Below are 24,773 nucleotides of genomic sequence, written 5' to 3'. Positions count from 1 at the left end.
CATTTCTGCTACCTGTTCCGTTGGAATGACGGAGGCCGGCAAGGACAGCCGATGAGGGCAGATTCCTTCCTGACCGCCGCCGGAGGAGGCCCGCGCAGCGACGTGGTGGATGCGGCGCTGGCCGACTCGGCCCCCACGGTGCTCTGGCTGGACCAACCCGCCCGACCGGTTCCCGCTCCAACGCTAGATGGTCCGACTACCGCCGACCTCGTGGTCGTGGGCGGAGGTTTCACCGGATTGTGGACCGCGTTGTGCGCGGTCGAGGCCGACCCCGGGCGGACGGTCGTGGTCCTAGAAGCCAACGAGACTGCAGCGGGTGCAACAGGGCGCAACGGTGGGTTTTGCGACGCCTCACTCACCCACGGCCTGGAGAACGGGGTGGCCCACTGGCCCAAGGAGATCGCCGACCTGGTCCGACTCGGCGATGAGAACCTGGGCGACATCGTGGCCACCATCGACCGCCACGACATCGACTGCGGAGCCGAGCGGACCGGTGAGTTGAACGTCGCAGTCACCGACTGGCAGGCCGTTGAGTTGGCCGATGCCATGGACGTGCACCTCGCCCACGGCATCGAGGCCACCCTGCTTGACGCCCCGACCACCCGGTCCCGGGTCGACTCTCCGCTGTACCGGGCCGGACTGCTGATACCCAACCGCACGGTGATGCTGGACCCGGCCCGCCTGGCCTGGGGCCTGCGGACCGCTGCCGAGAGCCTGGGCGTCCGGTTCCACGACCACAGCGCCGTCCGGTCGTTGGAGGCCACCCTGAGCAGCATCCGGGTCGAAACCGACCAAGGCACGGTCACAACGGACCGGGCGGTGGTGGCCACCAACGCCTACCGATCGCCGATTCGGGCCATCCGAAAGAGGGTGGCACCGGTCTACGACCACGTACTGGCTACCGAGCCCCTGTCGTCGACGCAGTTGGCGTCCCTGGGCTGGATAGGCCGGGAGGGACTGTCCGACGTGGGCAACCAGTTCCACTACTACCGCCTCACCCCCGACAACCGGATCCTGTGGGGTGGGTGGGACGCGCTGTACCACTTCGGCAACCGGGTGGACCCGGGCCACGAACAAAGCGAGTCGACCACCCGTACCCTGGCCCGACACTTTCTGGCGACCTTCCCCCAACTGGAGGGCATCCGGTTCACCCACCGGTGGGGCGGCCCGATCGCCGCCACCAGCCGGTTCACCTGCACGTGGGGCACAAGCCACCGGGGGCGGGCGGCATGGGTTGCCGGGTACACCGGGCTGGGGGTGGGGGCCAGCCGGTTCGGTGCCCGGGTGGCCCTGGATCTGGTCGACGGAATCACCTCGGAACGAACTTCGCTGGAGATGGTTCGACGGGCCCCGTTTCCGTTCCCCCCGGAACCGCTGCGCTGGCCGGCCATCCAGCTCACCCGTCGGGCGATCAAGGACTGCGACCGTCGGGATGGACGACGCGGGCCCTGGCTGTCACTACTGGACCGCTTCGGAATCGGCTTCGACAGCTGACCGCCTGGTGGTCAGACTCGAACCGCCCGCCGCCTAGGTTCGACCCGATGGACAACCTTGAGGAACCCCGCGACGACCGTGCCGTCTCGTTCTGGCACGACACCGTGCCCGGGTCTCTCGACCCCCGCCCGGCCCTTCAAGGCGACCGGGATGCCGACGTGGCCATCGTGGGCGCCGGCTTTACTGGCCTCTGGACCGCCTACCACCTGCTGCGAATCGACCCCGGCCTTCGCGTCGTGGTCGTGGAACGCGAGATCGCCGGATTTGGTGCCTCGGGACGAAACGGAGGCTGGGCCCTCGGCGAGTACAGCATCAGCCCTATGGACTGGGCCGCCCGATCCACCCCGGAGGCCGCGGTCCGCCAGATGCGTGGACTGTACGACGCCATCGATGACATCGGCCGAGTGGCCGAGACCGAGGGCATTGACTGCCACTACGCCAAGGGCGGCTGGATCGACATGGCCCGCAGTGGCCCCCAGGCCGAACGGATCGGCGCCGGCGTAAGGGCCCGGCACGCCCTCGGGCTAACCGACGACGACGTTCATTGGGTCGACGGCGACGAGGCCCGTTCATTGTGCAACGCCACCGACGTGGTCGGCGGTTGGTTCAACCGACACGTGGCGGCCATCCACCCGAGCCGGCTGGTGCGAGGTCTGGCCGAAACCGTAGAACGTCTGGGCGGCACCATCCACGAACGGACCGCCGTGTCGGCCATCCACCCTGCCGACCCGACCAGTTCAGCCCGGCTGGAGACCGACCAGGGCACAGTGCGGGCCGACGTCGTAGTGCGGGCCACCGAGGGCTACACCCGGGACCTGGTCGGCCACCGCCGCACCCTCGTCCCTCTGTACTCGATGATGGTGGCCACTGAACCACTGCCGAACGCCGTGTGGGACGAGATCGGCCTGACCGACCGACCCACGTTCGGCGATGGCCGCAATCTCATCATCTACGGCCAACGCACAGCCGACGGCCGCATCGCCATGGGGGGAAGGGGAGCTCCCTACCAGTTCGGATCGAAGGTCTCGTCGACCACCGGGGTTCACCACGAGGTACATGACAAGGTCGAAGCCTCGCTGCGGCAACTGTTCCCGGTACTGGGTGAAGCGGCGATTACCCACCGGTGGGGTGGCGTCATGGGCCTGACCCGCGACTGGGTCCCGTCGTGTGGCTTTGACCGGCCCTCGGGCATGGCGTGGGCTGGCGGCTACGTGGGCGACGGGGTGGCCACCGCCAAACTGGCCGGGCACACCATCGCTGAACTGATCACTGAGACGGCGAGTGGCCGCACGGACCTCCCATGGATCGGCCACCAGGCTCGGAGGTGGGAACCCGAGCCACTGCGCTGGGTGGGTGTCACCGCTGGCCTTTGGATGGCCGCAGGTGCCGACCGGGCAGAGGCCCGCACCGGCCAACCGTCTCGTCGGGTGGAATGGCTGAACCGGCTCCTGCGGTAGCAGCCACGGCCACTCTTGCACCCCACCTGGGAGCCATAGGCCTTCACAGGATCAGCCTCAGCGAGCCCATCGATCTCGGTTCGACCGATGACAAGCCATAGGCCACGGGGTCGGATCCCACCGGCAGCGCGACCTAGGAGCCCGCCGTCAGGTGTGCAATTAGTGCATCGGGGGACGGGTTGGTGATCGCCCGGCCGTCGGGCAGGACGACCGTGGGCACCGTCTCGGCTCCGTCGTTCACCGAGCGGACGAAAGCTGCTGCCTCCGGGTCCTCCCAGATGTCCCGCAGTTCAACGTCGACACCCGCGCCCTCAAGCGCGCCCAGTAGACGGGTGCAGAACCCGCACATCCGACGCCAATAGACGACCGTGGTACCCGTCTCGTCAGTCATGGCCTCTCGGTTCCAGGATCAAGGACGGCCACCAGTGCGTCAGCCAGTCGGGCACAGAGTCGACCACGATCGGTAGCGCCCAACAACACCGGGTTGTTGATCCCCTGACCCAGCACGATGAGCAGGTCGGCCAGCTCATCCGGATCGCCGTCGACGATCCGCCCCGCCGCTTGGCCCAACTCCACCAACCGCCTATTAGCAACTCGGGCCGTACCCTCGTGACGTCGGTATGCATCGCGTAGCGAGCGACTCTCGGGTAGCCGGGCCAAGGCGGCTCGCATGACCAGTGCGTCGGCAGAGAAGGCTTCGCACAGGCCGTCAACCAAAGCGGTCATCGTCCCGGACAACCCGTGGTCCAGTAGGTGCTCCGCCGTCAGTGGGCGGGTACTGGCCTCCACCACCCCGTCTAGCGCCCGGTCGAAGGCGGCGGCCAGCAGGCCGTCACGCCCATCGGGAAACCGGTTGTAGATGGTGGCCACGCTCACCCCGGCGTCGGTCGCCACCTGCTCGGCGGTGAACGAGCCATCACTCCGTAACCGAGCCAGTGTGGCCTCCACCAGGGCGGCCCGGGTCCGGGCGGACCGTCCGTCAGGGGCCCGTTCCGGCCCGACGTTCTCGAAGGCGACCTCCTGACTAGACATACTCAAACTGTAGATCACTTCTATCTAGATTTGACGTTTCTAGAAGGATATTCTATATTTGTGCCCCATGTCCTCCCTCCCTAGGGTGACCGCGTCCGATCTACTCCCCGCCGCCCAGGCACTCGGACCGTCGCTAGCCGAACGCGCCGAACGCTCCGAGGCCGAACGCACCCTGCCCGACGACGTGGTGGCAGACCTACGCAATGCAGGGCTATTTCGCCTCCTCACCCCCGCCGACCTAGGCGGGCCGGAGGCCGACGTGGCCACCGCATCTCAGGTGATCGCCGAGGTAGCCCGCCACGACGGCGGCGCGGCGTGGTGTGTGATGATCGCCGGGACCACCTCCCTCATGGCCGGGTTCCTGCCTGAGGACGTGGCCTCCCTGGTCTTCGGCTCCCCAGACTCCTGTGCCGGCGGATACGCCGCCCCTGTGGGAACCGCCACCCCAGTCGACGGAGGCCTACGCGTCTCAGGGACCTGGGCATGGGGCTCAGGTACCCGCCACTGCAACTGGATCGGCGGAGGTGCCCGCATCGTCGACCCCGATGGAAAACCGGCCCGCCGGGCTGACGGCCTGGTAGCTCCGTTCGTGTTCTTCGACCGCGACGACGTCGAGCACCTCGACACCTGGCACGTCACCGGACTCTCTGGCAGTGGGTCGACTGACTACCGCGTCGAGGACACCTTCGTCCCCGAGGGCCGGTGGCTCCAGATGATGGACGCCACCCCTCGCCTCGACGGCCCCACCTGGCGCTTCCCCTTCTACGGAATGCTGGCCATCGGCATCGCCTCGGTGTCCATCGGCCTCTTGGATGGCGCCGTCGACCGATTTGGCGAGTTGGCCACAGCCAAGAAGCCCGAAGGCTCGAAACGAACGCTGGCGGAACGAGCCTCCGGGCAGGTGGCTCTCTCCGCCGCTGAGGCCACCGCCCGATCCACCCGGGCCTTCCTGCACGACGCCATCGGCGAGGCGTGGACCACAGCAGCAGCCGGCGACCCCCTCACCCTCGAGCACCGACGCAGCCTCAGACTGGCGGCCTGCGACGCTGCCCAGCGCTGCGCCGACGCCTTAATCACACTCGGACGTGAGGCGGGTGGAGCAGCGGTGTACCTCCGAGAACCGCTTCAGCGAAAGATCCGCGACGGCCAGGTCGCCGCCACTCACGCAATGGTGGCTCCCCGCATTCACGAGCTCACCGGCCGGCTGGCCCTCGGTCTCGAGACCGACACCACCCTTCTCTAGGGACTGGTCTCTAGGGTCTCCGGAACACCACTCCCCAACCGGCAGAAACCCGTGGACTTCACTCTTCCTCCCGACGACGATCCGAGACGCCTCGAGATACGCGTCTGGCTGGACACCCATCCACACCCCGATAGGGCCACGCTGGCCGCCGGTGGATTCATTGCCCCACACTGGCCCGGTCCATGGGGACGCGATGCCGATGCCGTCACCCAACTCATCATCGATGACGAGTTCCAGCGGGCTGGGGTTCGCATCCCCGGTGCCTCCATCGGTGTCGGCTGGGCTGGGCCGACCATCATCGCCGGCGGTACCCAGGCCCAAAAGGAGCGCTTCCTCCCACCGATGCTGGCCAACACCGAGGACTGGTGCCAATTGTTCAGTGAGCCCGAGGCCGGCTCAGATCTGGCGTCGCTGCGTACCAGGGCCGTGCGCGACGGCGACCACTACATCGTGAACGGCTCCAAGATCTGGTCCACCCGGGCCGATGTCACCGACTGGGGCATCCTGCTGGTCCGAACCTCCGACGACGGCCCGCCCCAGAAAGGCATCTCGTACCTACTGTTGGACATGACCACACCGGGCATCGAGGTCCGTCCCATCGTGGAGATGACCGGTGGCCGGCACTTCAACGAGACGTTCCTGACCGACGTGGAGATTCCTGTCGAGAATCTGGTGGGCACCGAGAACGAGGGCTGGCGCCTCGCCAAAGTAACGCTGGCTAACGAACGGGTATCCCTCTCCCAGGGTGGCGTGCTATGGGGCCGCGGCCCCGACGACCCAACGGTGCTGGACCGCATCCGCGAACTGGGCTGTGAAGACCCGATCCTTCGCCAACGGGTGGCTGACCTCTACACCGAGATGGCGGTGTTGCGCCTTCTGAACCAGCGGGTCATGAGCGCCCAGTTGACCGGCGGCGATCCTGGGCCGTTGTCGTCAATCCGCAAGGCCATTGGCGACAAGCACGGACAGAAGGCCATGACGCTGGTGAAGGACCTCGAGGGACCGTCGACCATGCTGGACGGCCACTACCCGTATGAGGAGGACGAGGACCTTTGGGCATGGGGGCACTACTTCTCCCGAGCACTCACCATTGGAGGTGGCACCAGCGAGGTCCAACGCAACATCATCGGGGAACGCCTTCTGGGGCTCCCCCGTGAACCTCGACCCTGACCCTTCCTGAACACGACCCCTAGAACGACCCAGAGAAACAGGAGACAACCGGTGTCCGACGATTCCCGATTCGACGAGTTTGAGTACATGCGGTTCGAGCGCGACGGCGACGTCTTGGTCGTCACCGTTGACAAGCCCGATGACGACCTGAACAAGGTCGATGCCCAGATGCACCACGAGTTAGCGCTGCTGTTCAAGGAGTTGCGCGAGGAACGCGAAGCCCGAGCCGTGCTGCTGGCTGGCACCGAACAGGCCTTCACCGCCGGCGGCGACTTCGCCTGGTTTCCCCGGTTCGCCGAGCCCGGCTATGCCGCCGACATCCGCTTGGACGGCAAGTCAATCGTGTGGAACATGCTCGACGTGCACCTCCCCATAGTGTGCGCGGTGACCGGCCACGCCATGGGCCTCGGGGCCAGCATCGCCCTGCTGGCCGACATCACCGTGATGTCCGATACGGCCCGCCTCGGCGACCCGCATGTCAAGGTGGGGATCGTGGCCGGCGACGGCGGCACCGTGGCCTGGCCCCTGGCCGTCGGCCCGCAGTTGGCCAAGCGGTACCTGCTAACCGGTGACCCGGTCACCGCGGCCGACGCCGAAAAGATGGGGCTGATCGTAGAGTCGGCGCCCGACCCCGAGGCCTGCATGGCTGCCGGCCTGGCGTGGGCGAAGCGCCTGGCCGCCGGTGCCCCCCAGGCTGTGCAGTTCACCAAGCAGGCGGTCAACACGTGGATCAAACAGACTTGCGGCCCCGCCTTCGACCTGTCGACGGCCCTGGAGACGGTGACCTTCGCGTCGGAGGACTTCCACGAGGCCCTAGCCGCCCTAGCCGAAAAGCGCGAGCCCCGGTTCACCGGGAAATAGTCGATCAGAAACTGGAGAGCACCATGACCTTCGAGACGGGCGGAGCCCGCGGCAACGAGATCGGGCTGTTGGACGGCCTGATGACCAACCGGGCCATGCGCCGGTACAGCGACGAACCAGTGTCCGACGAGGACATCTGGACCTGTCTGCAGGCCGCCGTTCAGGCCCCCAGTGGCGGCAACATCCAGCCGTACCAGTTCGTGGTCGTGCAGGACCCCGTGCAGAAAGTCGGGCTGGCAGAGATCTACCGACGCGGTTGGCGGCGCTACGAACCGGCTATCGCTCCTACCGAGTTCCCCAACGACGCGGTCCGCGAGGGCTGGGAACGCAACAGCCGGGCCACCGTGCATCTGGCCGAAAACCTCGAACACGTACCGGTGCTAGTGCTGCTGCTCATGCCGTCCATCGACATGACGGTCCACGACGACGAGGGACCGATGCCCGTCGGCCCGACCCACGCCTCGGTGTACCCGGCTATCCAGAACTTCATGCTGGCCGCTCGGTCCCTCGGACTGGGTACGGCGATGACCACGCTGCACCGAATCTATGAGGACGACGTGCGCGAGTTGGTGGGCATCCCAGAGCGCTACGAGGTCCTGGCCTTGCTGCCCCTCGGTCACCCCACCGGAAAGTGGGGCGTGGCTCCCCGTTATCGAGGTGCCGAAAAGATCACCTCATGGGACCAGTTTGGCGAGAAGCGAACGCCGTGAACCACGGGCATGGCTAACCAGCGGGCCGGGAATCACATGGCCCAAGGGGTTCGGGTCGGCGTGTCCATCCCGCCGGCTGGCTTCGCATCGCATGACGACGCAACGGCCTACGTGCACGGAGCAGCTGATGCGGACCTCGACCACGTGTTCACCGCCGACCACGTGTCGTTCTTCGACGGTCGCGGCATGGACGGCCTCATGAAGGTCTCATGGCTAGCTGGCCTACATCCCACCATCGGCGTGTACGTCGGTGTGTACCTGCTGGCCCTGCGCCATCCGGTTGCCGTGGCCCGTCAGGTGGCAACGCTGGCCGAACAGGCGCCTGGGCGACTGACCTTCGGTGTGGGCGTGGGTGGCGAGGACCGCCACGAAATGGAGGTGGTGGGCGTTGACCCGTCAACCCGTGGACGTCGTACCGACGAGGCCCTCGACGTGCTGCGACCCCTGCTGGCTGGCGAGGCGGTCGACCACCACGGTGAGTTCTACGACGCGCCTGACGTCTCGATCCGCCCCGCGCCGACCCCACCGGTACCGGTAACCGTGGGTGGCCGGTCCGACGCGGCTGCCAGACGGGCCGGTCGGCGGGGGGACGGGTGGCTTGCCTCATGGTGCTCGCCACGCCGGTTCACCGAAGGCGTGCACATCGCTGAGCAGGCGGCCGCTGCGAGCGGCCGTGACGCCGTGGCGTGGCGACACGGCTACCAAATCTGGGTGGGCCTGGGTGACACGCCGACCGAGGGTGCGGCGCTACTGGCCCCCGCCATGGAGAAGTTCTACGGCGCGCCGTGGGCGGCCTTCGAGCGCTACTCGCCGGTCGGCACGCCAGCCGACATCGTGGAGTGGCTCCGACCGTTCATGGATGCCGGAGCGGTCGACTTCAACTTGGCTCCCATCGCGGCGACCGACGCCGAGCAGGTAGCTGGTGCAGCCGAGATCCGCCGCCTCCTAGTCGACTAACCACCCATGCCAGCCCGCGCCAGCTAGTAGTCAACCCAAGGACGCTGGTGCACCAGAGACTGGCATCGCGCTCTCCGGACCGACCACCGTCAATTGGTCGTCGGCCTCCAACACCAGGTCGTCCTCGACGGGGAGGGCCACACCGAAGCGACTCACCGCAGCTACCGAAACCTCCTCGGGCAAACTCAGATCACCAATGCGCCTCCCAATCAGGCCCGCATCCAGGCCCTCGGGTAACAAGGCGTACTGGCGGACAGTCTGTCCGGGTAGCAACGCCGTCTTCACCTCGTCCTCGGTGGCCGCCTGCCCGCACGCCCGTGCCCCGGTATGCAAGAACCCCGCCAACTCTCCGGCCAGGCGGAGCGCCCGGCCTGGCTCGGCGGTCGTCCCAGCAAGGAAGAACAGGGCGTTGACCCGCTCCCCCGAACCGCCCCATGCTGCCGGAATGCGGATGCCCGACGACGCCCGAACGATGACCAACTGATCGACGTCCAGCACCTCGAACAGGGCCACCGGTGTAGCCGTCGGATGGTCCGACGACGGCTGGATCCACAACGACCCGGTCTCCAAGAACCGTTCGGTAACCCGCTCCGTGGGCACCCCGATCCGATCCGACAGCACCGTCGATGCACGGGCGGCCGCCTCACCGATGTCGGCTCCCTCGGGAATGGACAGCACCACAGCCCGGGCGATAAGGCCTGCGTAGTCGTCCCGGTCCCGAAGGCCGTGGCCAGCCATCGCCGCGCTGATCTCTCGCTCCAAGGAGTCGTCGGCCTCCCGACCCCACCGGCGAAACACGTGGCGGATGGCGCCCGCCCTCTCGGTACGCGGCGTGGCATACAGGTGGTGCCAGGCCCATCCGACAGCGGTCACCACGCCCACGAACACCAAGGCAGCTGATCCCAAACGGGAGATCAGGTACCCGGAGATGGCGATGCCGACCAACTGGGTCCAGGGGTACAGGGGCGACCGGAACGACGGCGCGTACGATTTGATCTCGGAGGCCCGCAACACCAGTACTGCCAGGTTCACCAGGCCCAAGGTGAGCAAAACAAAGGCGCTGGCGAGTTTGGCGATTGACTCGGCGTCGAAGGCCAGCACCACCAATGCAATGGCCGCCCCCGTGGAGACAACGCCGAACACCGGAGTACCGAACCGGCCCAGACCACCCATCCAGGCCGGAAGCAGGCCGTCGCGAGCCATGGCCATCGGGTAGCGAGCGGCGGCCAGGATGCCGGCGTTGACCGCCGAGGAAAAGGCGGCCAGCGCCGCCACCACGACGAGCCACACCCCCACCTTCGGGAGCACGGTCTCGGCCGCCGTGTGGATTGGCGCCAGATCGCCGTGCAGTACATCGGCCGGCACCACGGCCACGGTCACCAGTACGCCGAGGGTGTAAAGCACCGTTGCCGTAGCCAACGAGAGAGCCATGCCCTGTGGGATGCGCTGGCTGGGGTCCTCAACCTCCTCAGCGGCGCTGGCCACCTTGGTGAGGCCGCCGTAGGACACGAACACCAGCCCGATGACCGCCACCAGACCGGAACCCCCGTGGGTGAAGAACGGGTCCAGGTTCGAACCGTCGACCCCCCGATCGGCGGTCTCCCACAGCCCCTGAACCACGAACCACGCCATAGCTGAGAGGACGACCACCACGAGTCCCAGTTGCATCGACGCGCTTGCCTTGGAACCGACCACGTTGACCAGCGTGAACAAGCCGATCAGGACGAGGGCCAGCATCGTGGGGTCGACGTCCACGATGAGGACCAGGTAGGCGCTCATCCCGACCATGGCGAAGGCGTCCTTGAGGACGAGCGACAGCCAGGTCCCGAAACCGGCCACCGTCCCCACCGCGGGGCCGAGCGCCCGCTCCAGGAAGTAGTAGGCACCCCCGGCCTTAGGTAGTGCGGTGGCCAGCTCGGACACGCTGAGCATGGCCGGCACGGCCAGACACCCGGCCAACAGGTAGGCCAGCACGGCCGACGGTCCGGCCTTGGCAGCAGCCAACCCGGGCAGAAGGAACAGACCCGACGAGAGCATGGCCCCGGTGGACAGAGCGAAAACATGGCGGAGGCCCAGCGAGCGCGTCAGCCGGCCGTGGTCGCCCTTACGCTCGGACTTCCCCATGAATGGACCCTAGATGGTGAGCGAAGCCAGGAAGTCCAGCAGCGCCGCGTTGGTGCCCACCGCATCCTCCTGCTGCATCCAGTGACCTACCCCGGGCAGGATCACCGAGTCATGCAGGCCGGGCAGGGTCTCGCCGTAGCGGGCGATGCTCCCGGCTCCCCAGATCGTGGGGCCGTCCTTTTCCCCGCCGATGTAGAGGGAGGGCTGCCGGATCGAAGCTTCACGCCATGCCCGCAGGTCGACCCAGTCGTGGTCCACGCAGCGATACCTGTTGAGGCCGCCGGAGAACCCGGCACGGGCGAACTCGCCAACATAGAAGGCGATGTCGTCGGCGTCCTGCCATGCCAACGGGCCATCCGGATAGTGGAACCGGTCGTCCAGCCGGCCCCCCGGGGCTACGGCAAACCCAGCCGGTGCTCCCGGCATCGGGGGCGGCGCGTCGCCCGAGGCGCTGAAGATCATCCCCTCCAACCAGTGGGCCGGGTCGGTTCCGATCTCGGCTTCGGCTACCCCGGGTTCCTGGAAGTACTCGATGTAGAACATGTCGTCACCACCCATCATCCGGAAGATGTCGGTGGGCCTGAACTCGTTGGGCGGGGTGTAGGCCACGCTCAGGAGTGCCACCGCCCGAAAGACGTCGGGTCGGAGGAGCGCTGCCGTGCTGGCAATGGGCGATCCCCAGTCGTGGCCAACGATCACCGCCTCGGTCGCCCCGAGGGCCTCTACCACCCCGACGCAATCACCGACGAGGTCGACCAGCCGGTAGTCGTCGATCGCGTCGGGCGCTTCGGACGAGCCGTAGCCCCGCACGTCAATGGCTGCCGCCCGGAAGCCTGCGGCAGCGACCGCCGGTAGCTGGTGCCGCCACGAGTACCACGATTCGGGGAAGCCGTGAACGAACAAGACCAACGGGCCGACCCCCGAATCACCTCCCATCTCGGCCACGTGGATACGCGTGCCGTGGGCGTCCACGTCGTGGCGGGTCAGCCCTGTCGCGTTCAGATCATCCAGTGTCGTCATGTTTGTGGTTTCCCGTTCGTCTCCGCTGGATCCTCAACCCGGACCCCACGCACGAGGCTGCCATGGGCCATTGCCTCGGTGACCATCCGGTCGCACCCGCCAACCACCGCGGCCTCCACGGCCAGGGCATCACGGATGTTCAGGCCTACCTCGTCGGCCGCGTCGGCAGCAGCCAGCACAAGCGAGGCATCGGCGGGTACCACGGTGAGTTCAGCCAACTCCGCTAGGGCACGCCGGGCCACCATGGCCGAGAGGGGGCGTGCCATCTGGGTGGTGACGACTTCCAGAAACTCGGCCAATACCGGACCCGATACGACCAACGCGGGGCCGTCGGTAGCCCCGATCGACGCCCGGGCTGCGGCCTGACGTTCTGGCTCGTCATCGTCGAACAGCCTGGTCAGGATCGAGGCGTCCACGAAGGTCCGAGCCGCCATCAGGTATTCCAGCCCGGATCGGGGCTCGCTCCGGTGATGGGTCGACCGCCAGAACCAGCCGCCGAGGAGACCGACAGGGCCACGAGCCGGCGGCGTGCCGCATCCACCCGGTCGGCAGCCGAGTAGGCGGTCAGAAGTTCGCGAACCACGGCATTGACCGAGGTGCCTTCCTCGGCGGCCCGGACCCGGGCCCGGTGTAACAAGTCATCGTCAACGGCCAGGGTCAGGTTTGCCACGGGTCGACTTCCTTTCTCGAATCCCTAGAATCCTGTGTTTCACATATCTCGTGTAGCACAGGATTCTAGATTCAAGTCAGTTGTCGACCGTGGATCCAGTCCCTATCGAGGTAGCAGCCCTGTAGATATCGCTCAGGATCGGCCTCACCATGCCGGCCGTGAAGTACCCGTTCGTTGTCGAACACCAGGCACTCTCCGGGCGCCAGAGTGAACCGGTACTCCAGATCCTCACGATGCAGCATCTGGGCAAAGGTCCGGAATGCCTCGTAGAAGGCTGTCATCTCGTCGAACGGCTGGTCGAACGGTGCGGCTGACCGGTTGTTGTATCGGACAGCCCGGACGGCCCCTGCCTCGGGCCCACCCTCCTCCACCTCGATCAACGGGCCCCGATTTCGTAGATCGAAACCGTCTCCCGACCAGCGGAACGGCACGCTGCGGGTTGATAACAGTTCAAAGGCCCCCGGCTCCTCATCTCGTAACAACTCGGCAGCCCGGAAGCCGTCGACCAGTACCGTCACCCCACCCACGTCGCTGGCGACTAGGCAGTGCAGCAACTGGTACCCGGGAACCGGCCGGCGATACGGGTTGTCGGTGTGCACGTTGAGTGCCCGCGACGTGAAGGCCAGATTGGTCGGGTTGGCCTCGGCCCGTACGTGAAAGATCTCGCCGTAGTTGGTCTCGCGGACCGGGCCCCACAGGTTCGCCACGTCGACGATGTCCGCCCCCGTGCCAGTGGCGCCCGGCCCCTCAGCATCGTTCCCCACGGCCAAGCCATCCACGATGGCCAGGCCGTCGCGCACGAGTGCCCTGGTGATGGCCTGCCACGCCTCGAGATCCTGCCGATCGGTCCATGGCAGCCGCTGGACCGACAGGTCGGCAGCCCCCCAGGAGACCGGTCGCCCAGATGATGTGGTCACGGAACCGTCGTAGCGATTGGCTTCCAGCCATACCTCGTCATAGACGCTGGTCACGCCATCAGGGCCGAACGCCACCACCAGACGACCGTCGACCACCTCAGCCGACATTGCGGAGACTTCGTCTGCCAACTCGGTGACGTCGAAGAGGCGCTGGTCGTTGTCCCCGTGACGCGACGCCTCGTCCCGGGCGTTGTCCCTAAGCCACAGGGCGTGGAACCGCACCGGACCGGCGGCCATCTCGACGGTGACCACGTCGCCGGCCGGGCCGACCGAGGCACCGAGGAGGCTCATCGCCGCAGCTCCGGCGCACCGAGCAGGTACTCCCAGTGCTCAATCGGCGGGATCTCCAACCCGTCCACCCGGTTCCCGTCGATCTTGCCACCGTCGTCCCAGCCTCGAACGGCGAGTGCGGCGGCGGCGAACGGCTCGGATTCAAATGCCGCCGCCTCGACGGCCGACATAGGCCCACCCTGCAGTCGAAGGGTCCCCACCGAGGCCGGGCTCAACTCGGCCTCATAGCCCGGGTCCACGAAGCACCGGTACCGCTTGGCTGCCACGTGCAGGCGTACCGGCTCGCTCACACCGTCCGCGAAGCGCACGGCCACCCAGGCCCCGCCGGTCGTCCCGTGGTCGGTCACCCCGAATGCCGAGTCCGGTTCGTCCAGGAAGTGCCCCACGTCGTGCAGTAGAGCAGCCAACACCAGGGCGTCATCGGCGCCGGCGACATGAGCCAACGCCGCAGCCTGACGGGCATGTTCGGCCATCGTCACCCTCTCGCTGTAGGTCTCATGGCCCCGGGCGGCAAACAGCGCCCGCACCTGATCAGGCACCGGATCCTTCATGTCGCGCATCATGCCCGCTGGGGACCCCGGCGACCAGCGGGAATAGGTTCGACCCGTTCGTCCAACCCACACACCCCCGGAGAAACACCATGGCAATCGGCCCCGGCCTCCACATCGAAGATCCCAGCGATCCGTCCCTCGACCTGCGCATGTCCGACGGCGCCCGCCCGCTCTACGAGCAGGTGAAGGCCTTCATCGCCGAGGAGATCGAACCAGTCACCCTGAAGTTCCACCGTCTGGGCACCGAACGCACCGAGCACTGGGGTCACCATCCCGGCCAGATCAAGATTATCGAAGCCCTCAAGGTCAAGGCACGCGAGGCCGGCCTGTGGAATTTCTTCCTCCCCGACGCCGAAACCGGAGAGGGCCTGTCCAACTTGGACTACGCCTACATCGCCTCCGAATTGGGTAAGAACCCGCTGGCCTCCCAGAGCATGAACTGCTCGGCCCCCGACACCGGAAACATGGAGGTCATCGAACGGGTCGGCACCCCCGAACAGAAGAAGCAGTGGCTCGAGCCGCTACTCAACGGCGAGATTCGCTCGGCGTACGCCATGACCGAACCCGATCTGGCCTCCTCAGACGCCAAGAACATTGCCTGCCAGGCCGTACTAGACGGCGACGAGTGGGTCATTAACGGCACCAAGTACTACATCTCTGGCGCCGGCGACCCCCGCTGCAAGGTGATGATCACCATGGTCCAGACCAGCCCCGACGGACCCCCGCACCGCCGCCAGTCGCAGATCCTGGTCCCCATCGACACCCCCGGGGTCACCATCGACCACCCCATGCAGGTGTTCGGTGATGACGACGCCCCCCACGGTCACATGCACATAACGTTCAAGGACGCCCGGGTGCCGGCCGCCAACCTCCTGCTCGGCGAGGGACGGGGCTTCGAGATCTCCCAGCTACGCCTCGGGCCCGGTCGCATCCACCACTGCATGCGATCCATCGGTGCTGCCGAGCGGGCCATCGAGTTGATGTGTCGACGGGGGCTCCACCGCGAGGCCTTCGGCAAGACCATCTCTCACCTGGGCAAGAATATGGAGGTCATCGCCCGGGCCCGCATCGAGATCGAGGCCATGCGACTCATGGTGCTTCGCGCCGCCAAGGCCATGGACACCATGGGCAACGCCGAAGCCCGGGTCTGGATCAGCGCCGTGAAGGCCATGGTGCCCGAGAAGGTCTGCCAAATCATCGACGCCGCCATACAGATTCACGGCGCCACCGGTGTCTCCCAGTGGACGCCGCTGGCCGCCATGTACACCCAACAGCGCACGCTTCGCCTAGCTGACGGCCCCGACGAGGTACACCACTTCGTGGTGGCCCGCTTCGAACTGAACCGCTACCAGGACGGCCCCGGCGACATCCCTATGACCTCGCACACCGGCCCGGTGTTCGCCGGACCCTGATCCTCTAGCCCGCCACCGACCTGCTCCGCCCAGCCACAGGAATAGAGACCCCGATGACCGACGACCCGCGCGCCCATAAGCCGGCCGCCGCCCAGACCCGTACCGACCTCGAGGCCTTCGCCGCCTCGCTGCCACCCGACGACGGCACCGACGCCGCGGACGTGGCTCGGGGCTTCATAGCCACCCGGACCGATCCGGTCATCGACAAGATCGAACCCAACCCGTGGCTGCCCATCAGCTGGGATCTCTCGAAGTCGGACTTCGTCCACGGACCCTGCCCCGACACCGTCAACCCTTCGTTGTGGCGTCAGGCCGGATTCAACGCCCAGCACGGCCTCTACGAGGTGATCGACGGCTTCTACCAAGTGCGCGGGTTCGACACCTCGACTGTGACCTTTATCCGGGGTCACGAAGGGTGGGTGGTAATCGATCCTCTCACGACCACGGAGACGGCCCGGGCCGCCTTCGAGCTGGTCACCGAGCAGCTCGGCGAACGTCCGGTCACCGCCATCATCTACACCCACTCCCACATGGATCACTTCGGCGGAATCCTCGGCGTGGTCTCCCAAGAGCGGATCGATGCCGGCGAGGTGCCCATCGTGGCCCCCGAGGGGTTCGTCAAGGAGGCCGTCTCCGAGAACCTGCTGGCCGGGCCGGCCATGGGACGCCGGGCCATGTACCAGTTCGGGATGCTCCTCGACTGGGACGAGCACGGGCACGTCGACCAGGGTCTAGGCAAGGGCGTACCCACCGGATCGTCGTCCCTCGTGCCGCCCACCATCGAAATCACCGAGACCGGCCAGGAGTTGGTGCTCGACGGCGTCCGGATCGAGTTCCAGCTCACGCCCGAATCCGAGGCGCCAGCCGAGATGCACTTCTACTTCCCGGACTACCGGGCCCTGTGCATGGCCGAGAACTGCACCGGCACCATGCACAACGTGCTCACCCTGCGCGGCGCCCTGGTGCGCGACACGCTCATGTGGAGCCGTTACATCGACGAAGCCATGGACCGCTGGGGGGACGTGTCTGACGTGGTGTTCGCCAGCCACGGCTGGCCACACTGGGGCGCCGAGGCCGTCAACGGCTACCTGACCCGTCAGCGGGACCTCTACCGCTGGCTCCACGACCAGTCCATGCGGCTCATCAATCTCGGCTACTCACCCAATGAGATCTCGGCCAACATCGACCTGCCGCCCGGGTTGTGGGCCGATTACCACTGCCACGGCTACTACGGCACGGTCAGCCACAACGTGCGGGCCGTCTACCAGCGGTACATCGGCTTCTACGACGGACACCCTTCCAGCCTCGACCCCTACGAGCCCGTGGAGGCCGGTCGGCGCTACGTCGACTTCATGGGCGGGATGGATCAACTCCTGGCCAAGGCGCGCGAGTCCTACGAGGCCGGTGACCACCGGTGGGTGGCGGAGGTGCTGCGCCATGCGGTGTTCGCCGATCCGACGTATGAGGAGGCCCGGCTACTTCAGGCCGACGCCTTCGAACAGCTGGCCTACCGGGCCGAGGCCGGACCGTGGCGCGACATATACCTCACCGGCGCCCAGGAGCTCCGCAACGGTTCCATCGCCATCGAATCGATCAACCGTCCCCGGCCCGAGATGATCATGGGGATGGACCTCCAGCAGGCCTTCGACCTGCTGGCCGCGTCTCTCGACGGGGTGGCCGCGGCGGCCATTGGCCCGCTGACCGTCGACTGGTACCTCAATGACACGGGCGAATTGAACAACACGGTGCGCCTCGAACTGTCCAACGGCACCCTCCATTCACTGCCCGGCGCCACGCACGCGTCGGCCGATGTGGTGGTGCACGGCAACCGGAGCCAGCTAAATCGGCTCTTCGCCACGGATGCCACGGGTGTCAGCCTGCTCGACGAGGGCGCCATCACTGCCGAGGGCAAGACCGATCGGCTGCGGGCCCTGTTCGCCTGCGTGACGGACTTCCCCCGCTTCTACAACATCATCGAACCCTAGGCCTGACCCGATCTACTGGGCCGATCAGTTGGCGGTCTCGGCACGGATTTCGGCGCCGTGCTCGTCGTTGGACGGCGGGCGCCGGCGAACCGTCGGTGGGGTGGTCGACATCCGGATCGGTGAGCGAACCGACCGGAACGCCTCAGTTCGTCCACCGGTCGACCCACCGTCGTCCAGGACGGCGATCGGATCTAGACCGAGGGCCTCGGCATCCAGGAACGCCTGACGCACCGTGTTGATGGGACCAGCCGGAATGCCCGCGGCCCGCAGAACCACCAGCCAACCAGCGGCCGTGTTGGTGGCCAACACCGACTCGATCTCGGCTTCCAGGTCGTCGGCATTGACCATGCGTGCCGCGTTATCGGCGAACCGCTCGTCAGTCCGCCAGTCGTCGCGGCCAAGGGCCTCACAGAGCTTCTCCCACAGGGCGGGGCTGGCCGCCGCGATGGCCAGCACCCCGTCGGCGGTGCGGTACGGCTGGTAAGGGACGATCGACGGGTGGCGGTTGCCCTGACGCCCCGGGTCGGTGTCGGCCACCACGTGCCCCGAACCCACGTTGAGCAGCCCGGCCAGGGCAGCCGACATGAGCGAGACCTCCACGTGCTGGCCTTCGCCACACTCCCGGCGCTGCTCGACAGCCGCCAGGATGGCGATGGCTGCGTAGAGGCCGGTCAGGTTGTCGACCATGGCCGACCCGATCTTGGTCGGTTCGCCGTCGGCCTCGCCGGTGATCGCCATCACCCCGCTCATCGCCTGCACCAAAAAGTCGTAGCCAGCCAGCGTGGCACCATCACCGGCACTACCGAACCCGGTGACCGAACAGGTGATGACGCCCGGATGCTCAGCGGCCAGGGTCTCCCGGTCCAGACCGAACCGGGCCATGGTGCCGACCCGGAAGTTGTCGACCACCACGTCGGCGGCCAGAGCGAGCCGGCGGGCCACCGCCAGGTCATCAAGGTCTCGCAGGTCGAGAGCGATGCTTCGCTTGTTGCGGTTCAGGCCCAGGTAGTAGGTGCTCGTCGCCTCATCGCCATCACCCCACCACGGTGGGCCCCAGGTGCGAGTCTCGTCGCCCACCCCGGGTTGTTCGACCTTGACCACATCGGCACCTAGGTCAGCCAGAACCATGGTGGCCATGGGCCCGGCCAGCACTCGGCTGAAGTCAGCCACCCGAAGGTGCCCGAGCGCTCCAGGGGGCGGCTGCGAGCTGGTCTCATCGGTCACGAGCCGGAGTCTCGCAGCGCCACTCCCGCCGTACAACAGGCCCATGTTCGAGCGGACGCCGGGACCGAGCATCAGAAAAATGCGGCTCATCTCTTGCATTGGGGCTTGATCGTGGAGAGCATCCCGCAGTGACCATGACTCCGATCAACGAGCCGTCCACCGGATCGGCAACCGGTCCCGAACTGGGGCAGGTCCGTCGGGGTCGCGATGCACGAGCCGCCAAGCGCCGTACCCGGGTGCAGACCTGGTTGCCCGAACTGGAGCGGAAAATCCCTTGGGTGGACCTGCTGACTGAGGAACAGGTCCAGACCATCCACGACGCCTCCATGGACGTCATCGAGGAGGTGGGCATCGAGTTCCGCTGCCCCGACGCCATCGCCATGTGGACGGCCGCCGGTGCCTCGGTTGACGGCGTTCGGGTTCGCATCGACCGCGAACTCCTCATGTCGCTGGTCGGCACCGCCCCATCCTCGTACACCATGGTGGCCCGAGATCCCGCCCACACCGTGACGGTGGGCGACGGGAAGACCATCTTCACCCCCTCCTACGGCGCCCCGTACGTCCTCGGCCTGGACGGGGTCCGGCGCCCGGGAAGCATCGAGGACTTCCGGAACTTCACGAAGCTCAACCACCTCTCACCCGCCCTGCACATGTCGGGCGGCGTGGTCTGCGAACCCATGGACATACCAGTCCCCAAGCGACACCTCTACATGACCGAGAGCCTGCTGAAGTATTCGTCCAAGCCGTTCATGGGCGCTGTGACGTCGATGGAGCGAGCCGAAGACAGCCTCCACATGGCCGGCATCGTCTTCGGGCAGAAATTCGTCCGGAACACCACCGTCATGACCTGTCTGGCTAACGGCAACACGCCGCTGGTATGGGACAAGACCATGCTGGACAGCGTCCGAGTGTTTGCCGGCGCCAACCAGGCCACCCTGTTCAGCCCCTTCGTGCTCGGAGGGGCGTCGACCCCGGCATCAACGGTCGGCGCAGTGATCCAGGTCAACATCGAGGCCCTGACCGGCGTGGCCTTCTCCCAGCTGGTCCGGGCCGGCGCACCCGCCCTGTACGGCCAGTGGCTGTCCACTGTCTCGATGAAGACCGGTGCCCCACAGGCCGGCACACCGGAGATCTGCCACATGAACCTGCTCACCGCCCAGATGGCCCGCCACTACCGGCTGCCATCGCGCTGCAGCGGCTCGTGCACCAGCTCCAAGATGGTCGACGCCCAGGCCGGCTACGAGGCGGCCCGCAACATGTACGGCGTGCTCATGGCTGGCACCAACTTCGTACTGTCGACCACCGGCTATCTGGAGAGCGCCATGTGCCAGAGCTACGCCAAGTGGGTGCTGGACAGCGAGCAGTTGGAGATGATGATGCGCCTCGGCGGCGGTGTCTCGTTCAACGACCTCGACGAAGTGCTGGCCACCATGCGCGAGGTCCCCCCGGGCGGCCACCATCTGGGAACTGCCCACACGCTGGCCAACTTCCAGACAGCGTTCTCGATGCCCGAGATGATGAACAGCGACAACTACGAACAGTGGCTGGCCGATGGAGCCCTTAGTGCCGAAGACCGGGCCGCCGCCAAGTGCCGACAACTCCTCGACGAATATGAGGAGCCCCACTTGCCCGACGACGTCCGCAACGAACTCGAGGAGTACGTGGCCCGCCGCGATGCCGAACTCCCCAATCTGGTTTCCTGAGAATCTGGCCGAGAAGGACCCACCATGAACACTCCAACCGACCCACCCCTGCTCCACGGCGTCTGCGCCGCCATGAGCTCCCCGTTCGACGACTCTGGCGAGTCGGTAGACGAGGGCCGCCTCCGCGACCACATCGACAGCCTCGTGGAGGCCGGTGTGCACGGTCTAGTACTGGCCGCCGGCACCGGCGAGTTCGCCTTCCTCTCAGCCGACGAGAAGGAACGGATCTTTCGCATCGGCATCGACCAGGTGGCCGGTCGCATCCCGGTGATCTGCCAGACGTCGGCCATCACCACCGTGGATGCCATCGAGAACTCCCGGGCCGCCATCGACCTCGGAGCCAACGCCGTGATGGTCCTCCCTCCCTACTTCGAGGGGCCGTTCGAACGGGGCGTCCTGTACCACTCCGAGACGTTGGCCCGGGCCGTCGACGCCCCGATCGTCCTGTACAACATCCCGGTCCAGTCCGGCTTCGACATCACGCCGGACCTGTACCGCCGGCTCATCGCCATGGAGAACATCGACTACATCAAGGATTCCACCGGTGACCTCATCCGACTCCAGCAGTTGGTCGGGATCGGCGGCCATGTGCTGGCCGGGGCCGACCCGCTGGCCCCCTTCGCCCTCATGGCCGGCAGCGCCGGGTGGATTTGGGGGGCGGCCAACGTCATGCCACATGAGTGCGTGGCCCTCTACAACCACATCACGGCTGGCCGCCACGCCGAGGCCATGGGACTGTGGCGCCAGATGCTCCCCGCCAACCTCTACTTCTGGGACAACCCGCACGAGGCCGAGTACAACGCAGCGGTCAAGACGGCCACCAACATGGTGGGTCGCGCCATTGGTCCCTGCCGTCGCCCGGTCATGCCCATGTCCCGTCAGGGCCGAGTCGCTCTGCAGGCCGCACTCTCAACCCTCCCCGTCAACGGGGTCGACCGCGACCGCCTCGTCTTTCGCGAATGGGAGGAAGAGCGGGACTGGCTCGTCCAGATGACCAGTCGCGCCGGCGTGGGCCGTGCTGGAGCCAGTCGCTTCGAAGTAGGCAGTACACGACCGACCACTAACCAAAACGGGAGCAGCAACTGATGGCACTCGACCTCGCCGATCCGACCGCACTGGCCGCGTCGATCAACCCACCCACCCGGGCCGTCATCGGTGGCCGCAGCGTGGAGTCAGCCTCCAGAAAGACGTTCGCCACCCTCAACCCGGCCACCGGCACCGAGCTGGCCCAAGTATCGGAATGCGACGCCGAAGATGTCGACCGAGCGGTCACGGCGGCCCGAACTGCCTTCGAAGACGGCCCATGGGGCCATCTGGCCCCCGCCGACCGTAAACGCCTAATCCTGCGATTCGCCTCGCTCGTCGAGGCCCACACCGACGAACTGGCCATCATCGAGACCCTGGAAGCCGGCAAGCCGATCAGCGACTGCTCGGGACTGGACGTCCCCGACCTGGTAGCCACCCTCCGGTGGCACGCTGAGGCGGCCGACAAGCTCTACGACCAACTCTCGCCGTCGGGCCCCGGTCGGGTCGGCATGGTGGTGCGCGAACCCATCGGTGTGGTGGGCGCCGTGCTGCCCTGGAACTACCCGCTGATGATGGCCGGCTGGAAGATCGGCCCAATCCTGGCCGCCGGCAACACGTGCGTCGTCAAGCCGGCCGAGCAAACCTCCATGTCGACCATCCGCATCGCCGAACTGGCCATCGAGGCCGGCATCCCCGACGGCGTGCTCAACGTGGTCCCCGGATTCGGCGAGACGGCCGGGGCGGCCATCGGCCTACACCCCGACGTGGACTGCGTGGCCTTCACCGGTTCGACCGAGGTAGGTCGCCACTTTCTGCGCTACTCGGCGGACTCCAACCTCAAGGAAGTCCTGCTGGAGTGCGGCGGCAAGAGCCCGGTCATCGTCATGGCCGACGCCGATGACCTGGACGCCGCAGCAACCGGAATCTGCGAGGGAATCTTCTGGAACGGTGGACAAAACTGCAGCGCCAACTCTCGTCTCATCGTGCAACGATCAGTGGCCGACGAGCTACTGGAACGGATTGCCGAACGCAGCCACGACTGGGTGGTCGGCGATCCCCTGGTATCTGAGACGACCATGGGCGCCATGATCGAGGAGGCCCACCTGGACAAGGTGCTGGGCCACATCTCTGACGCCCACGAGGCCGGCTCGACGTGTCTGGTAGGCGGCAACCAGGTCCGTCAGGAGAGCGGCGGCTGGTTCGTGGAGCCCACCGTGTTTACCGACGTGGACCCCGATAGCCGTCTGGCCCGAGAGGAGGTCTTCGGACCGGTACTGGCCGTGACCACCTTCGACACCCCGGAGGAGGCCATCCGTCTGGCCAACGACACCGACTACGGCCTGGCCGGCACGATTCACACCACCGACCTGCGTACCGCCCACCTGGCAGCCCGGGCCATTCGGGCCGGCACGGTAGCCGTGAACTGTTACGGCGAGGGCGACATCACTACCCCGTTCGGTGGCTTCAAGCAGTCGGGCTTCGGCGGACGCGACAAGTCCATCACAGCCCACGAGCAGTACACCGAGCTCAAGACCATCTGGATGGACCTGTCTTGACCCCGCTTCAAACGAAGCTGTCCTGATTCCATGGGCGCCGTCACCCTCCTACCCGACGCCCGTCGCGACAACGGGTGGTTCGAGATCCTCAAAGAGGTGCCACCCGCCGCGCCCCTGAGCGGCCCGACCGAGGCCGATGTGGTCGTGGTGGGCGCGGGGTTCACCGGCCTGGCGGCGGCCCGGCGGCTCGGCCAGTTGCGCCCCGACGCCCACATCCTCCTGTTGGAGGCCGGGCGTATCGGCAACAACGCTGCGGGCCGGTCGTCCGGGTTCGGCATCGACCACGCCCACAACATCCGATCCGAGGGCTTCGCTGACACCGCCGAATTTGAGAAGCAGCAGATCGCCCTGAACCGGGCCGGTCTCTCGTACTTGGAGGAGGCGGTGACCGCCCACGGCATCGACTGCGACTGGTCGTGGACCGGCAAGACCCATGCCGCCTGCACCGACCGCGGCGTCCGGGACCTGAAGCACTTCGCCTCGACCCTGGACCGAATCGACGAGCCGTACGAACTACTGGACGCCGATGCCCTGGTTGACCGGCTAGGTATTGACCACTACCACCAGGGTCTGCACACACCGGGAACCGCACTCATGCAGCCCGCTGCCCTCTGTCGGGGCCTGGCCACCACCCTGCCGGACAACGTGGTGGTTCATGAGGAAACCCCGGTGACCTGGCTAAACGCCGGACCACCCCATGAGTTGTGGACCGACGGGGGCAGCGTCCGGACCCCCGAACTGCTTCTGGCCAACAACGGCTTCCTGGCCGGGTTCGGCTTCTACCGAAAGCACCTCATTCCGGTCGTCACGTGGGGCTCGATGACCCGACCGTTGACCGACGATGAGTCGACGTCGATCGGCGGGCACCGCACGTGGGGGGTCATCCCGGCCGCACCGTCGGGTACGACGGTTCGCCGGCTGGCCAACGGCCGGATCCTCGTACGGAACGTCTACTCCTACAGTCGCCACTCACTCGCCGGAGGGCGCCGACGCCAGCGGGCCGGCCGGTCCCACCGGAAGGCATTCGAGGCTCGGTTCCCCAGTCTCACCGACGTGCCGTTCGAATACACGTGGGGCGGGGCCTTGAGTATGGCCCGCAACGGCGAACCGGTCTTCGGGACGGTCGCTGACGGCATCACGGCCGCCAGCGTCCACAACGGCACCGGACTCGCCAGGGGCTCCATCTGCGGGAAGTTGATCGCCGAGATGATGTGTGGCGAAGGCTCCGACCTGCTGGACGCCATGCTCGGCCGGGGTCGCCCCAATAAGAACGTTCCCGACCCGGTCCTCGGGTGGGGCGTTGAGATGTACGCCCGTCGGCTGCGCCTACAGTCCGGCCGCGAGATGTGATCCGGATGCCGGAACGAGGA

Annotated in this window: 22 protein-coding genes; 13 read left to right on the top strand and 9 right to left on the bottom strand. The window is 66.9% G+C overall.

Annotation, left to right across the window (positions count from 1 at the left end):
• The first annotated feature begins 51 nt into the window (after positions 1-51).
• Together QF777_02135 and QF777_02130 are read left to right on the top strand one after the other, a co-directional pair.
• Positions 52-1,494 (top strand): FAD-binding oxidoreductase, encoded by a 1,443-nt coding sequence (locus QF777_02135; protein MDP6910350.1) that lies wholly within the window; start codon positions 52-54, stop codon positions 1,492-1,494.
• Positions 1,495-1,541: 47 nt separating this feature from the next.
• The gene (locus QF777_02130; protein ID MDP6910349.1) at positions 1,542-2,951 is read left to right on the top strand and encodes an FAD-binding oxidoreductase; all 1,410 of its coding nucleotides are present in this window, start codon (positions 1,542-1,544) and stop codon (positions 2,949-2,951) included.
• Between the two features lie 133 nt (positions 2,952-3,084).
• Here QF777_02130 and QF777_02125 read toward each other — a convergent pair whose 3' ends face one another.
• The gene (locus QF777_02125; GenBank protein ID MDP6910348.1) at positions 3,085-3,342 is read right to left on the bottom strand and encodes a glutaredoxin domain-containing protein; all 258 of its coding nucleotides are present in this window, start codon (positions 3,340-3,342) and stop codon (positions 3,085-3,087) included.
• Positions 3,339-3,983 (bottom strand): TetR/AcrR family transcriptional regulator, encoded by a 645-nt coding sequence (locus tag QF777_02120; protein ID MDP6910347.1) that lies wholly within the window; start codon positions 3,981-3,983, stop codon positions 3,339-3,341. Before QF777_02120 ends, QF777_02125 begins: the two co-directional genes overlap by 4 nt.
• Positions 3,984-4,050: 67 nt before the next feature.
• Here QF777_02120 and QF777_02115 point away from each other — a divergent pair, with 67 nt between their 5' ends.
• From QF777_02115 to QF777_02095, 5 genes are read left to right on the top strand one after another with little or no spacing between them, the layout of a single operon-like run.
• On the top strand, positions 4,051-5,226 hold the full coding sequence (locus QF777_02115) for an acyl-CoA dehydrogenase family protein (protein ID MDP6910346.1): 1,176 nt from the start codon (positions 4,051-4,053) through the stop codon (positions 5,224-5,226).
• A gap of 51 nt (positions 5,227-5,277) precedes the next feature.
• Positions 5,278-6,396: an acyl-CoA dehydrogenase family protein gene (locus QF777_02110; GenBank protein ID MDP6910345.1), complete on the top strand. Its 1,119-nt coding sequence runs from the start codon at positions 5,278-5,280 to the stop codon at positions 6,394-6,396.
• Positions 6,397-6,447: 51 nt separating this feature from the next.
• On the top strand, positions 6,448-7,257 hold the full coding sequence (locus tag QF777_02105; GenBank protein MDP6910344.1) for an enoyl-CoA hydratase-related protein: 810 nt from the start codon (positions 6,448-6,450) through the stop codon (positions 7,255-7,257).
• Between the two features lie 23 nt (positions 7,258-7,280).
• Entirely contained in the window at positions 7,281-7,967 is a 687-nt protein-coding gene (locus tag QF777_02100) for a nitroreductase family protein (GenBank protein MDP6910343.1), read from the top strand.
• A 9-nt stretch (positions 7,968-7,976) separates the two neighbouring features.
• Positions 7,977-8,924 carry an LLM class flavin-dependent oxidoreductase gene (locus QF777_02095; GenBank protein MDP6910342.1) on the top strand — a complete coding sequence of 316 codons (948 nt, stop codon included), beginning with the start codon at positions 7,977-7,979 and terminating at the stop codon, positions 8,922-8,924.
• A gap of 30 nt (positions 8,925-8,954) precedes the next feature.
• Here QF777_02095 and QF777_02090 read toward each other — a convergent pair whose 3' ends face one another.
• From QF777_02090 to QF777_02065, 6 genes are all read right to left on the bottom strand, one after another.
• On the bottom strand, positions 8,955-11,048 hold the full coding sequence (locus QF777_02090; GenBank protein MDP6910341.1) for an amino acid permease: 2,094 nt from the start codon (positions 11,046-11,048) through the stop codon (positions 8,955-8,957).
• A 9-nt stretch (positions 11,049-11,057) separates the two neighbouring features.
• The gene (locus tag QF777_02085; GenBank protein MDP6910340.1) at positions 11,058-12,068 is read right to left on the bottom strand and encodes an alpha/beta hydrolase; all 1,011 of its coding nucleotides are present in this window, start codon (positions 12,066-12,068) and stop codon (positions 11,058-11,060) included.
• Positions 12,065-12,502, bottom strand: a complete 438-nt coding sequence (locus QF777_02080; GenBank protein MDP6910339.1) for a PIN domain-containing protein — start codon at positions 12,500-12,502, stop codon at positions 12,065-12,067. The genes QF777_02085 and QF777_02080 overlap by 4 nt, the downstream gene beginning before the upstream one ends.
• Complete coding sequence (locus QF777_02075; GenBank protein ID MDP6910338.1) at positions 12,502-12,738, bottom strand: hypothetical protein; 237 nt, start codon at positions 12,736-12,738, stop codon at positions 12,502-12,504. Before QF777_02075 ends, QF777_02080 begins: the two co-directional genes overlap by 1 nt.
• A gap of 71 nt (positions 12,739-12,809) precedes the next feature.
• A complete protein-coding gene (locus QF777_02070) occupies positions 12,810-13,946 on the bottom strand; it encodes a TauD/TfdA family dioxygenase (protein ID MDP6910337.1) in 1,137 nt (378 codons plus the stop codon).
• Positions 13,943-14,497, bottom strand: a complete 555-nt coding sequence (locus tag QF777_02065) for a hypothetical protein (GenBank protein MDP6910336.1) — start codon at positions 14,495-14,497, stop codon at positions 13,943-13,945. The genes QF777_02070 and QF777_02065 overlap by 4 nt, the downstream gene beginning before the upstream one ends.
• A gap of 89 nt (positions 14,498-14,586) precedes the next feature.
• Here QF777_02065 and QF777_02060 point away from each other — a divergent pair, with 89 nt between their 5' ends.
• Entirely contained in the window at positions 14,587-15,909 is a 1,323-nt protein-coding gene (locus tag QF777_02060) for an acyl-CoA dehydrogenase family protein (GenBank protein ID MDP6910335.1), read from the top strand.
• A gap of 53 nt (positions 15,910-15,962) precedes the next feature.
• Entirely contained in the window at positions 15,963-17,894 is a 1,932-nt protein-coding gene (locus QF777_02055) for an alkyl sulfatase dimerization domain-containing protein (GenBank protein ID MDP6910334.1), read from the top strand.
• Positions 17,895-17,918: 24 nt separating this feature from the next.
• Here the strand turns inward: QF777_02055 and QF777_02050 are convergent, their stop codons facing one another.
• Positions 17,919-19,208 (bottom strand): CoA transferase, encoded by a 1,290-nt coding sequence (locus tag QF777_02050; GenBank protein MDP6910333.1) that lies wholly within the window; start codon positions 19,206-19,208, stop codon positions 17,919-17,921.
• Positions 19,209-19,252: 44 nt separating this feature from the next.
• On the opposite strand from QF777_02050, the gene QF777_02045 reads away from it, so the two are divergent.
• From QF777_02045 to QF777_02030, 4 genes are read left to right on the top strand one after another with little or no spacing between them, the layout of a single operon-like run.
• Entirely contained in the window at positions 19,253-20,821 is a 1,569-nt protein-coding gene (locus tag QF777_02045; protein MDP6910332.1) for a trimethylamine methyltransferase family protein, read from the top strand.
• A gap of 24 nt (positions 20,822-20,845) precedes the next feature.
• On the top strand, positions 20,846-21,907 hold the full coding sequence (locus QF777_02040) for a dihydrodipicolinate synthase family protein (protein MDP6910331.1): 1,062 nt from the start codon (positions 20,846-20,848) through the stop codon (positions 21,905-21,907).
• On the top strand, positions 21,907-23,403 hold the full coding sequence (locus tag QF777_02035) for an aldehyde dehydrogenase (protein MDP6910330.1): 1,497 nt from the start codon (positions 21,907-21,909) through the stop codon (positions 23,401-23,403). Before QF777_02040 ends, QF777_02035 begins: the two co-directional genes overlap by 1 nt.
• A gap of 30 nt (positions 23,404-23,433) precedes the next feature.
• A complete protein-coding gene (locus QF777_02030; GenBank protein ID MDP6910329.1) occupies positions 23,434-24,753 on the top strand; it encodes an FAD-binding oxidoreductase in 1,320 nt (439 codons plus the stop codon).
• Positions 24,754-24,773 lie beyond the last annotated feature (20 nt).

Source organism: Acidimicrobiales bacterium (assembly GCA_030747595.1).
In the GTDB taxonomy this organism is placed as follows: domain Bacteria; phylum Actinomycetota; class Acidimicrobiia; order Acidimicrobiales; family MedAcidi-G1; genus UBA9410.
Note: the sequence above shows the minus strand (reverse complement) of the source record. Positions and strands in the feature narration are given on the sequence as shown.